General features: G+C 25.4%; 12 protein-coding genes. 8 read left to right on the forward strand and 4 right to left on the reverse strand.

What is annotated here, in order from left to right; all coding sequences use genetic code 11:
• Positions 1–20: 20 nt before the first annotated feature.
• Positions 21–752, reverse strand: a complete 732-nt coding sequence (locus ACWPW7_RS12150) for an NAD-dependent protein deacylase (RefSeq protein WP_454053715.1) — start codon at positions 750–752, stop codon at positions 21–23.
• A gap of 391 nt (positions 753–1143) precedes the next feature.
• Here ACWPW7_RS12150 and ACWPW7_RS12155 point away from each other — a divergent pair, with 391 nt between their 5' ends.
• Positions 1144–1818, forward strand: a complete 675-nt coding sequence (locus tag ACWPW7_RS12155) for a uracil-DNA glycosylase (protein ID WP_454053716.1) — start codon at positions 1144–1146, stop codon at positions 1816–1818.
• 178 nt (positions 1819–1996) lie between these two features.
• Here the strand turns inward: ACWPW7_RS12155 and ACWPW7_RS12160 are convergent, their stop codons facing one another.
• On the reverse strand, positions 1997–3661 hold the full coding sequence (locus ACWPW7_RS12160; protein WP_454053717.1) for a putative ABC transporter permease subunit: 1665 nt from the start codon (positions 3659–3661) through the stop codon (positions 1997–1999).
• Positions 3654–4379 carry an ABC transporter ATP-binding protein gene (locus tag ACWPW7_RS12165; RefSeq protein ID WP_454053718.1) on the reverse strand — a complete coding sequence of 242 codons (726 nt, stop codon included), beginning with the start codon at positions 4377–4379 and terminating at the stop codon, positions 3654–3656. The genes ACWPW7_RS12160 and ACWPW7_RS12165 overlap by 8 nt, the downstream gene beginning before the upstream one ends.
• A gap of 196 nt (positions 4380–4575) precedes the next feature.
• On the opposite strand from ACWPW7_RS12165, the gene ACWPW7_RS12170 reads away from it, so the two are divergent.
• The 6 genes from ACWPW7_RS12170 (at position 4576) to ACWPW7_RS12195 (ending at position 9943) form a co-directional block, all read left to right on the forward strand.
• On the forward strand, positions 4576–4731 hold the full coding sequence (locus tag ACWPW7_RS12170; RefSeq protein ID WP_163247980.1) for a CPC_1213 family protein: 156 nt from the start codon (positions 4576–4578) through the stop codon (positions 4729–4731).
• A 143-nt stretch (positions 4732–4874) separates the two neighbouring features.
• The gene (gene cobT, locus ACWPW7_RS12175; protein WP_454053719.1) at positions 4875–5951 is read left to right on the forward strand and encodes a nicotinate-nucleotide--dimethylbenzimidazole phosphoribosyltransferase; all 1077 of its coding nucleotides are present in this window, start codon (positions 4875–4877) and stop codon (positions 5949–5951) included.
• A 218-nt stretch (positions 5952–6169) separates the two neighbouring features.
• Positions 6170–8029: an LTA synthase family protein gene (locus ACWPW7_RS12180; protein WP_454053720.1), complete on the forward strand. Its 1860-nt coding sequence runs from the start codon at positions 6170–6172 to the stop codon at positions 8027–8029.
• Between the two features lie 800 nt (positions 8030–8829).
• Entirely contained in the window at positions 8830–9096 is a 267-nt protein-coding gene (locus ACWPW7_RS12185; RefSeq protein WP_454053721.1) for a hypothetical protein, read from the forward strand.
• 139 nt (positions 9097–9235) lie between these two features.
• Positions 9236–9577: a hypothetical protein gene (locus tag ACWPW7_RS12190; protein WP_454053722.1), complete on the forward strand. Its 342-nt coding sequence runs from the start codon at positions 9236–9238 to the stop codon at positions 9575–9577.
• A 99-nt stretch (positions 9578–9676) separates the two neighbouring features.
• Positions 9677–9943: a DUF6262 family protein gene (locus tag ACWPW7_RS12195; RefSeq protein WP_454055503.1), complete on the forward strand. Its 267-nt coding sequence runs from the start codon at positions 9677–9679 to the stop codon at positions 9941–9943.
• 121 nt (positions 9944–10064) lie between these two features.
• Here ACWPW7_RS12195 and ACWPW7_RS12200 read toward each other — a convergent pair whose 3' ends face one another.
• The gene (locus ACWPW7_RS12200) at positions 10065–10553 is read right to left on the reverse strand and encodes a hypothetical protein (protein WP_454053723.1); all 489 of its coding nucleotides are present in this window, start codon (positions 10551–10553) and stop codon (positions 10065–10067) included.
• Positions 10554–10741: 188 nt separating this feature from the next.
• On the opposite strand from ACWPW7_RS12200, the gene ACWPW7_RS12205 reads away from it, so the two are divergent.
• Positions 10742–11536 carry a polysaccharide deacetylase family protein gene (locus tag ACWPW7_RS12205; RefSeq protein ID WP_454053724.1) on the forward strand — a complete coding sequence of 265 codons (795 nt, stop codon included), beginning with the start codon at positions 10742–10744 and terminating at the stop codon, positions 11534–11536.
• Positions 11537–11809 lie beyond the last annotated feature (273 nt).

The following is an 11809-nucleotide window of genomic DNA, read 5'->3' on the forward strand; positions in this document are numbered from 1 at the left end:
TCAATAGTCAGTTGACTAACCTATTCTTCATTTATAAAGTTTAATGCCTTTCCTATACTTTCATTTATAACTAAGTGAGCATAATTGTCATAAGGAGTAGAGGATTTATTTATCAATACTAAATTTTTCCCATTAAAATATCTTATAAGACCAGCAGCTGGATAAACAACTAAAGATGTACCGCCTACAATTAAAGTATCCGCATTTGCAATAGCTTCTATAGAGTCAGTTAAAATTTGTTGGTCTAGAGATTCTTCATACAATACAACATTTGGTCTTACAATGCCACCGCAATTATCACAATAAGGTACTAATGTATCACTATCTAAAACATAATTTAAACTAAAATTTTTATTACATTTTATACAGAAATTTTTATGAACAGATCCATGAAGTTCGAAAACATTTCTACTTCCTGCAAGTTGATGCAATCCATCTATATTTTGAGTTATAACCGCTTTTAGTTTACCTATTTTTTCAAGTTTTGATAGAGCATAATGACAACTATTAGGAGAAGCATTAGGATATAACATTTTTTCTTTGTAAAATCTAAAGAAATCTTCTGGATATCTTATGAAAAAACTGTGGCTTAATATTTCTTCAGGATTATATTTCTTATTATTAGAAGAATTATATAATCCTTCAGCAGATCTAAAATCAGGGATAGAAGATTCAGTAGACACCCCTGCACCACCAAAAAATACTATGTTGTTGGAATTTTTAATACTATATTTTAAATTTTCAATGCACATGTAATCACCTCATAATTATTATACCAAAGATTAATGGAATAAAAAGTCTTTTAAAGACAAAAAATGTTATAAAAATATAATACCTAAATTTTTTATTTTTAAATTAGTATATTTATCATAATTGTCAACCCAATTGTGATTTTAGCAGGTAAACATAAGAAAGCAAGAGTGAACTATAATATTTATAACTAGTATACACATTCATTATAAGCTATAAACTTTTATTTTTTGTTATAATAATGTATAGCATATATTTACCAGATAAAAATAGAGTATATTTAAGAAAGAGAGTGTTCAATATAGATTTAGGACTTAAGATACATTAAAAAGATAAGCTTATAATAAAAATAGTATAAAACTTAAAATTATAATAATTAAAAAGGAGATAAATATGGTTGTTTTAAATAATGATTGGGATGAACTATTAAAAGATGAGTTTGAGAAAGACTATTATAAAAAACTTAGGCAATTTTTAATTGAAGAGTATAAGACTAAAACTATTTATCCAGATAAGCACAATATATTTAACGCTTTAAAGTTAACTTCATATAAGGATACAAAAATAGTTATATTAGGTCAGGATCCTTACCATGGACCTAACCAAGCTTATGGATTAGCATTTTCAGTAAAGCCAGAGGTACAAACACCACCTTCATTACTGAATATGTATAAAGAGCTTCATAATACCTTAGGGTGTTATATTCCTAATAACGGATATTTAGTTAATTGGGCGGAACAAGGAATATTATTACTTAATGCAGTACTTACTGTTAGAGCAGGAGAAGCAAACTCTCATAGAAATAAGGGATGGGAGATATTTACAGATAGAGTAATCTCAATCTTAAATGATAGAGAGGATCCAGTGATATTTATTCTTTGGGGAAATAATGCAAAAGAAAAAGTTAAGCTTATAACAAATAAGAATCATTTTATATTGAAGGCAGCCCATCCAAGTCCATTATCTGCTAGTAGAGGATTTTTTGGATGTAATCATTTTATGAAAGCTAATGATATATTAAAAAGCTTAAATAAAAATCCAATTGATTGGCAGATTAAAAATATATAAATAGGTTAGAATTGATTTCTTTTTTAAAAGAATTACAATAACATATTTTTAAAAACTAGCAATGAATTTGCTAGTTTTTAAAATTCATTAAAGAATTTATATGTTAATAGGTTATATATACACATATTACTTGAAAAGTTAATATATATTCCAGTATACATTACAAACATACTATATTTTAATTATTTAATAGCTTACTAAATCTTTTAACCCCTTTATTACACAATTTTTTATAAAGTATTATATTTAATATGATAAAAATTCCTAGAGTCACTATAGTCCATAATAATAAAGATGGATTAACAAGAAACACAAATATAGCATAGGCTACTAAAAATATAAGATTTATAAAATTTAACATAGTTAAACTTCTGTTCTTACTTACAACTTTGCTTTCATCATCCCAAAATAAATTAGGATTTTTTAAATTAATATAAACTCCTAGCATTGAACCATAAAACAATATTAATATAGCAATTATAATACTTAATACAATAATTACAGGAGGTGGAGTTAAGAGTATTATAAAAAAGATTAAAATAGCTAATATACTTAACCCATTTATGATTACAGAACTTATAACCTTAGATAAGATTTGTAGTTTGTAGCTTATAGGAATGTATTTTGCAACTATAATGTTTTCACCTTCTCTTGAAATTGATGATGTTGCAGCTATATTACTTCCACCTTGAAGCAAAAACAGTAGAGTTATACTGCCTAAAATAATTCCAATATCATTTGTGTTAGACATCATTACCTTAGCTTCACTTATAAGTTGAGATATATTATTATCTATCATTAAAGGAACTATAAAAAGCAAAGGAAATAGAAGAGTATAAACAACACAATTAGTAACATAGGCAGGAGTTCTAAAAATAATTTTAAGTTCTTTTATTACATAACTTTTTATAGGAGAGTTTTTCCTTAAAGCTTTATTATAGTTCTGTAAAGTAAGTTTTTTCTCTTTTGAGAAGCTTTCGGATCCACCAACTATCCCCTTTAAATAAAGTCTATTAGCAAGAAACATAAAAATCAAAAAGAAAGCAATACTAGAGCCTATAAATAACAATATGTTTAGAAATCCTTTTGCATTACCACTGTTAATAATAGAATTGGTTACTATTTCAATTTGGAACATTACTTTATAAAGAATATTTAAAATAGAATTATTATCGTTTTTAATTATATTTGATATATTTTCAGTACTATTACTTACTCTACTGTAAATTTGAGTACCTATATTAATTAAAAAGAAAAATAAAATAGCTATAATTCCACTTATAGTTTTAAATCTATCTTTATGCTTACTGAGGTTAGTGAAACTCATAATGACCATAATAATAATTGAAGAAATTACAAGAGGTATTATTGGTGTAAAAGTAAAAATTATTACTCCATATATATAATAAGCTAATCCCATGGAAGCTCTAATGCCATAAACAACATAAAAAGGCAAAAATAATATTAAACAAAAAGAATATTGGTAAATTAATACTGACACAAATTTAGAACATAATATCTCATTAGGTTTAAGAGGTAAGGGTAAAAGTTTATCTATATCATTAGAATAATAAAAGGTTGTAATTATTTGAGTAAAGCTAAATAATATTATAGAAATATTTACAAAGGATAAAGAAAAACTTATCAATAAATACTCTTTATTCATCGTTTCTAACATTTGATATAAAGAAGAGGCAAAGTATCCAATAGGAATGCAGAGGATTAATGAAAGTAATAAAAAAGCTATTAATTTGGAATCAAATTTATTCCTTTTTTTAGATGAGTCATAATTTTGATTACCATTTTTAATTAAAACTTTTGTTAAAGTGTAAATTTTATTCATTTTCAATCATCTCCAAGAACATATTTTCAAGAGAAGTATTTTCTTTAAAGTGTTCTTTCATTTCATCTAAGGTCCCGCAAAATAATAATTTTCCTCTGTTAATTATAGCAACCCTATCACAAAGTTTTTCTGCAACTTCCAATACGTGAGTAGAAAAGAATACAGTTTTGCCACTACTGGCATGATCTTTCATCATTTCTTTTAATAGATAGGAAGATTTAGGATCTAATCCAGTAAGAGGTTCATCTAATATCCAAATATCTGGATCATGAATTAGTGCACCTATTATAACTATTTTTTGTCTCATTCCATGTGAGTAACTTTGAATCTTATTATTTAATGCATTTTCAATTCCAAGCTTATCTGAGAGAGTTTTAATTCTCTCTACTCTTACTTCTTTAGGAACTTCATAAATATCTGCCATAAAATTAATGTATTCGATACCTTTAAGTCTTAAAAACATGTCAGGACTATCAGGAACAAAGGCAAATTGCTTTTTAGCTTCAATAGAATTTTTTAAGGTATTAATATTATTTAACAAAATTTCTCCACTATCTTGAGTTATGATTCCAGTAATCATTTTAATAGTAGTAGTTTTCCCAGCTCCGTTAGGGCCTAGAAAACCAAATATTTCTCCATCTTTAACAGTTATATTAAGATCATCTAATGCTTTAGTAGAGTCACTGTAGCTTTTATTTAAATTTTTTATTTCAATCATTATAACCTCCAAATTTTTATTTATAAAATACTAAGTTATTTTCTGAAGATGTCTGAATTTATAATAGCATAAGAGAATTATAAATTGTAAGCTTTTAAACATATTTTTATAATAAAATTCAAATTTTATAAAATATTTTTAAAGAATATTTAAATATTTTATGGGAGAAGCTAAAATTGAGAAAGGAGTGGTTAGAATGAGTAGTAAGATGAGAAACACCAAAAATAATAAAATGCAAGACGGAAAATTTAAAAAGAAAAATATAAAGCATGATCCTCAAGCAGAGAGTGCTAGAGCAGTGTTTGGTGAGCCTAAAGCTAAAGAATATGATCCAACAGATTTTAAAATATAGTATTAGAAATACATTAATGTACGCTTAAGATTTATTAAGTTTTATTGATTTTATTATATTTATGGCATAAACTTATATTAGTTTAAGTAACAGATGATATATTTGTCATCTGTTTATTCTATTTGATAAGGGGAGAAGCTTCCATGGATATATTAAACAATGCTTTAGAAAGTATAAAACCTTCATATAAAGAAGTGGAGGAGAAAGCTTGGGTAAGATTAGATTCATTGTCCAAGCCTATAGGTAGTTTAGGAATATTAGAAGATATAGTATCAAAAATCGCTGGAATAACAGGTGATATCTATAATGAGGTATCTAAGAGAAATATTATTATAATGTGTGCTGATAATGGTGTAGTAGAAGAGGGTGTAAGTACTTGTCCTCAAAAAGTAACAGAAACAGTGACTTACAATTTTACTAAAGGCATTACAGGAGTATGTGTACTTTCGGATTTTACTAACACTGATTTAACTATAGTAGATATTGGAATAAACTCTGATATAAAAAGTGATAAAATAATAAATAAAAAAATTTCTTATGGTACAAAAAATATGACTAAGGAACCTGCAATGACTAGAGAACAAGCAATAAAAGCTATAGAAACAGGAATTGAAGTTGTAGATGAACTAGTAAGTCAAGGTTATAATATTTTAGGTACTGGAGAAATGGGAATAGGAAATACTACAACAAGTGCAGCGGTATTAAGTGTGTTATCCGGGATTGATGTGGACAAAGTTACTGGAAAAGGTTCTGGACTTACAGATGAACAGCTAAATCATAAAATAGAAGTTATTAAAAAAGCTATTGAGGTAAACAAGCCTTCCAGTAATGATGTAGTAGATGTGTTAAGCAAAGTAGGAGGATATGATATTGCAGGACTTTGTGGATGTTTTATTGGGGCAGCTAAAAATAGAGTGCCTATAGTTATAGATGGATTTATTGCCTCTGCAGCAGCACTTTGTGCACAAAGATTAAATCCACATGCTAGAGAATTTATGTTTCCCTCTCATTTATCTGCTGAACCAGGAGCTTTATATATGATGAAGGAATTAAATTTAGAACCTATATTAAATTTAAAAATGCGATTAGGTGAAGGCTCAGGATGTCCATTAGCTTTTAATATAATTGATGCAGCACTATATACCATGAAACACATGGCAACCTTTGAAGAAGCTAGTATATGTAGAGATGACTATGTTGATATTAGAAAGGAAAATTAAGAGGAAGATTTTTTAAGCAATTTAAAACTTAGTAATGAATTTTAAATTAATAATAAAGAATTAACTTTTTAATGGATTTTTTTAACTAGCAATTTCTTTGCTAGTTAAAAAAATCAATTATAAATTTAAAACTAAAGAAAGAACATTTTAGCATAGGATTAAAATAGAGTTTAAAGATTCATATACAATTCAATATAAGACTTAATGAGGAGGAAATTATGAATGATATAAATTTACAACAACCGAAGATAAAAGAAAAAATTCCTCAAAGAATATCAGATGTATTTATTGATTATAAATATTATTTTTTTACTGTCTCAATTCTTTTGATAAAAACAATTCTTTTCATGGCAGTAATAGATTCAGTAGGAGCATCTTCTATTAATTTAAATAGAGTGATAACTAATCTACCAGTAATTCCAATCTATTTAAGTAGTATAATATTACTTTTATCAATAAGTTTGTTGTTTAATAAGAAAACACAATTTAAGATACTATTTATTTTGAATACATTAATATCAATTATCATGATAACAGATTTATGTTTTTATAGAAGTTTTTCAAGTTATTTTAATTTATTTGTACTTCAAATGGGATCTAATACAGAAAATTTAGGAAGTTCTATTTTAGCTATATTTAGACCAATAGACATTTTATTTTTAATAGATATATTTGTAGTTATTTTCTTATTTAAAAAGAGAAAAACAATAAATTCTAATAGAAGAAAAAGTAAAAAGTTATTTTTTACATTGACTATACTTTCTATTTTATATTTATCTGTAAACTTCTTAAATATAAATAAAAACTTCCAAAGTTTTAGTGGAGAAAAATCTTTTAGTAAAAGTATGATGCCAAATAATAAAATGTTTTATTTAGGACCTATAGGATATCATGTATATGATTTATACAATTTTTATCTAAATGTAAAACCTTATGAATTTTCAAAGGAAAAATTACAAGAAATAGATAATTGGTATAAAGATAATGATGAAAATATAATAGATAATAAATATAAAGATATGTTTAAAGGAAAAAATTTATTGTTTATTCAAGTTGAATCTCTTGAAAATTTTGTTATAAATAAAGAAATAAATGGTCAAGAAATAACGCCTAATATAAATAAAATGATAAGTAATTCTCTGTATTTTGATAACTTTCATGAACAGGTATGGAATGGAAATAGTTCAGATAGTGATTTAATTATGAATACATCAATTCATCCAGTAAGAGAAGGTTCAACATTTTTTAGATATCCTAATAATACTTATCCACATTCACTTCCAAATTTAATGGAGGGGTTGGGCTATTCTTCTATTGCCATTCATCCAGATAGTGGAGATTATTGGAATTATAAAAAGGCATTAGCCTCTATTGGATTTGATAAGTTTGTTTCAGCAGAAAATTTAGATACCAGTGAAAAAATAGGATTAGGTATTAGTGATAAATCTTATTTTAATCAAGCTATTAATTTTATAAAAGAACAAAAACAACCTTTTTATGGTTTTACAGTAACTTTAACTAGTCACACTCCTTTCAAGCTTCCTAAAGAATATAGAAATCTTAATCTTGATGAGGAGTTTGATAAAAATGAATTAGGAGATTATTTTCAATCAGTTAATTACACTGATAGTGCTATAGGAGAATTTATACAAAAATTAGATGAGGAAGGTATACTTGATAATACAGTGGTAGTACTTTATGGAGATCATACTGGCGTTCATAAGTATTTTCAAGATAAAATTAATCAAATTGAACCTAAGGAGCAATGGTGGTTAGATAATGAAAATAAAATACCTCTATTAATTTATAGCAAGGGATTAAAGAGCGAAACTATTTCTACTTATGGAGGACAAATAGATACGCTTCCTACAGTGGCTTATTTAATGGGAGTAAATAAAGAAAACTATAAATATGCCATGGGGAAAAATTTATTAAATACCAATAAAAATAGTGTAATACTTTCTGATTTTAAAGTTAAAGGAGAGGTAACAGAAAGTGATGTTGAACACCTTGAAAATAGTATTGAGCTTTCTGACAAGATTATAAGAGGAGATTATTTTAAGAAAATTTCTAAATAATAAATAGAAAAACTGCTAGATTTAAATTAATAGTATATAAGCAATAAGAGTAAGGTAAGTTATATTAGATATAATTTACCTTATTTTTATATATATAATTATATACAAATAATATATAGTAATTATAGAATAAATTAAGTCAGTATAGTAGGGATAGCGCCAACATTTCTGACAAAACCCCCGTTAAAGGCAAAAGTGGGTAGATTAATGATTTTTTACCCACGCTAAGCATTTTATGGATTGGTATTTAAAGGTCTTGATTGAACAAATTCATATTTTAGCATAATAGACTCCTACTTAATTTAATATATGTAATTAATATATAAATTTTATATATTAATATTTACAATGTAAATATATTACTTTATTATTTATATAATATGTTTCTTTAAATAAATTTAAATTGTGGTAATTTCACGAAAAAAATTTAAAATCAGTGAATCTTTTTTGAATGTTTTCTTTATCAGTTCTTAATTGTCAATATATTGTATATGTAAAATTTAATAATATGACAATCTTTAGAGAAAAAGATTATTTTGATAGTGTCTATAGTCAATATTTAGAGACTGTATATGGTTATTAAAATTTTCATTACTTAATATATTTATATTAAATAGAAAGAAGGTATTATATGAAAAATATTATTTATAAAATTAAAATGTTTATTATTAATCATTTTTCTATACTTATTTTATTACTTTTTTTAATTCTATCTATTTTTTTAAATATAAATATGCGAAATAAATTGAGTAAATATGAAAATACAATATATGGAACTTATATGAGACAAGTACTAAAGCATGGATGAATTAGAGTATTTTGTATTTGAAAAAGATAAATTTTATCATTATATTCCATTTAAATTATTAGATAAAGGAGATTATAATGAAGTATATGAAAACGTTTATTTTTTAAAAGGTAATAATGAGATAAATAATTTTATTATTAAAGGTGTTATGAAAGATAACGAAGTTATTTATTTTAAGGATAAAAATCTGAATAATATTAATATCTATTCAAAAATTTCCGATGTGCCTACATTTATAAATATAGAAATAAAAAAATAAGGAGTTATCTCAAAATTTTTATTTTGAGATAGCTCCTTATTTTTTTATACTCTTTTAGCAGAAGTAACAGTAGATATATGGAGCTTAGAATATCCAGAACTCCATTCTTTCCATTGATACCCAACAAAATCATCAACATATGTTCTTCTATATATTATATAAGGTTTTACTTCGTATTCGAGTTTTTGAGCTTGGTGATGGCTACTGTAAACACCCTTATAAAATGCCTTCTTGCTATCATATGGCTTGTAAAACCTGTGTTAAGAAAAAGATATATCCAAGGCATTTACAGACTGTTAAAGACACTATAGAAAGTGAAATTATACATAGAGATAATGCTCTAAAAATGAGACTGGATGAAAAAGCAGAAGAGTTTGATAAAATCGTTAGGTTTTACACTGTTACTTTAGAAATAATTAATAAGGGTGAAACTTTTGAAGACTCAAAACACTTTTATGTTAAGGGGTGGAATAATGGGTAATAAAAATCCTAATACATCAGAGATAATTAGATTAAAAAACAAACAGTTTTATCTGTTTTAAAAGAGTTAGAATTACTGGATGACCCTGTTAATAACTTCATCTCAAAGGCTGATATATGTTGCAGGGCAGGAGCAAGTAAAACATTCTTATACACTTATGCTGATGAACTTATAAGACCTATTAATGAGGCTATAAAGAGACAAAACAATAAAATGAGGGTAATATCTCAAAATCAGACATTCATAGAAACATTAAAAGATAGAGTTATAGAATCTCTTAAAAGAAGAATACAATCTTTGGAAGAAGAAAATAAGAAATTAAAAAATGACAATGCTATGTTGTTAGGAGAACTTGCTCAAAAGTAATTTTAGCCTATATCTTGTTTTAATTAGTAATTTAAGATATAGGCTTTATTTTATAAGTTTTTAAGTTGATTATATATTTTTAAAGTGTATCTAGTAGTTTTTCATTATTGGTAAAGAATAATTAATCAGAAACTCCTGCTCTTAAAGCAGTTATTAAATACATATGAGAAAATGAAAGTGATAGCTTATGTTGAGATATTCCTAAGAATAAGTTAATTATACCTAGCACTCCACCACAAACAATAGCAAGTATAATAGAGCCCAGTATTCCTTTAAAGGTTTTATCCTTAAAAATAGGAACATCAATACTACTATATTTGAACATACATCTTAATCCTATATATGCAATAGCAGTTATAAGTCCCATGAATGGAGATTTAACTCCAGCAATAATGCCAAAAAATATTCCTATAAAAATATCTTTTTTCTCAAGTTTCTTTGTTTTAAATATCATATAGATTGTGATTATTAATGTGGTTGTAAGACAAATCAAGAATAATCTTTGTGTATATGGATTTGTACTATTTTTATTAATTGGAATTATTAAATTTATAACAAATATAAACAAGAATATTAAGAATAGATAAATCAGCTTTAAACTTTTTCTCATAATCTTCCCTCATCCCATAACCTTTTAATTAAATTATAGCATTGATTTTAATGTAATCTATATGAGTAAATAAATATTGAGTTTCTTGATTGGATGTCCATTATTTTTTCAAGATGGGTTATGTAAGGATAATTTAATATTTTTAAGGAATACTATTGTTATTGAAAATATAACAGAAGGTGAGAAAAATGAAGAATGTAAAAGGATTTATAGCATTAATTTTAGCTTTTTTTCTATTGACAATATCTACTACTGCTTTTGGATCAATAGAAGGTGATGATAGTACATCAAATGAAAAGAAAGTTGCTTATTTAACTTTTGATGATGGTCCTTGTGAAGTTACACTAGAAATATTAAAAGTTTTAAAAGAAGAAAATATAAAAGGTACTTTTTTTGTTCTTGGTAAAATGGCTATGGAGAATCCTGAAATATTAAAACAAGTTCAAGATGAGGGACATGGAATCTGCATACACAGCCATTCTCATTTGGATAAAAATTATAGTTCCAAGGAAGCATATTTTCAAGACTATGAAAAATGCTATGTAGCTATAAATGACATTACTAAAGAAGAACCTATTATGTATATGAGAATGCCAGGTGGGTCAAGCACTAGAATACCTAATAAAGAGGTATTAAAGGATATAAGAGGTGAATTAGTTAGTAGAGGATTATATTATGTAGATTGGAATGTATCTTTAGAAGATGCTATAGGAGTTAATATTCCTGTAGAAAAACTGATAAAAAACTTTACAATGGAAATGAATAAGAAAAATTTAGATAAATCTACATTAATGATATTGATGCATGATGGAAATAGCAATAAAACTACTCCTGCTGCATTAAAATATGTAATTAAAGCATTAAAAGAACAAGGATATGAATTTAAAGCTTTAAATGATATTTCTCAAGAAGATCATGATAGGCTTTTAGAAAAGAAAATTATAAACAAACATAATGAGAGTCCTACTTGTGATTCTTTTTGAATTAATTTTTAGACTCTGGGAGTTATAACGAAAAATCATGGCATAAGCCATGGTTTTTTTAATATAAATATTATTAAAAATTAGATGATAAAAAAGAATAAAATTATATAATTATACTATTATTATGAAAAGCTTGGTAAATTTTATTTTAAAAAAATTGTTATATGTGGTATAGTATATAACAAAAAGATATGTGTGCATTATTTAAATTTAGCTTTTAATAAAAAATGTATGTATTCATCATAGGAAATAAATAATAAAACAATATTTACG

Source organism: Clostridium sp. Marseille-Q7071, from assembly GCF_965112025.1.

Coding starts and splice junctions, on each gene's coding strand:
- ACWPW7_RS12170 (WP_163247980.1), top strand. CDS start 4,576: ATGAGTAGTAAGATGAGAAACACCAAAAATAATAAAATGCAAGACGGA.
- cobT (WP_454053719.1), top strand. CDS start 4,875: ATGGATATATTAAACAATGCTTTAGAAAGTATAAAACCTTCATATAAA.
- ACWPW7_RS12200 (WP_454053723.1), bottom strand. CDS start 10,553: ATGAGAAAAAGTTTAAAGCTGATTTATCTATTCTTAATATTCTTGTTT.
- ACWPW7_RS12160 (WP_454053717.1), bottom strand. CDS start 3,661: ATGAATAAAATTTACACTTTAACAAAAGTTTTAATTAAAAATGGTAAT.
- ACWPW7_RS12180 (WP_454053720.1), top strand. CDS start 6,170: ATGAATGATATAAATTTACAACAACCGAAGATAAAAGAAAAAATTCCT.
- ACWPW7_RS12165 (WP_454053718.1), bottom strand. CDS start 4,379: ATGATTGAAATAAAAAATTTAAATAAAAGCTACAGTGACTCTACTAAA.
- ACWPW7_RS12155 (WP_454053716.1), top strand. CDS start 1,144: ATGGTTGTTTTAAATAATGATTGGGATGAACTATTAAAAGATGAGTTT.
- ACWPW7_RS12185 (WP_454053721.1), top strand. CDS start 8,830: ATGGATGAATTAGAGTATTTTGTATTTGAAAAAGATAAATTTTATCAT.
- ACWPW7_RS12205 (WP_454053724.1), top strand. CDS start 10,742: ATGAAGAATGTAAAAGGATTTATAGCATTAATTTTAGCTTTTTTTCTA.
- ACWPW7_RS12190 (WP_454053722.1), top strand. CDS start 9,236: ATGTTCTTCTATATATTATATAAGGTTTTACTTCGTATTCGAGTTTTT.
- ACWPW7_RS12150 (WP_454053715.1), bottom strand. CDS start 752: ATGTGCATTGAAAATTTAAAATATAGTATTAAAAATTCCAACAACATA.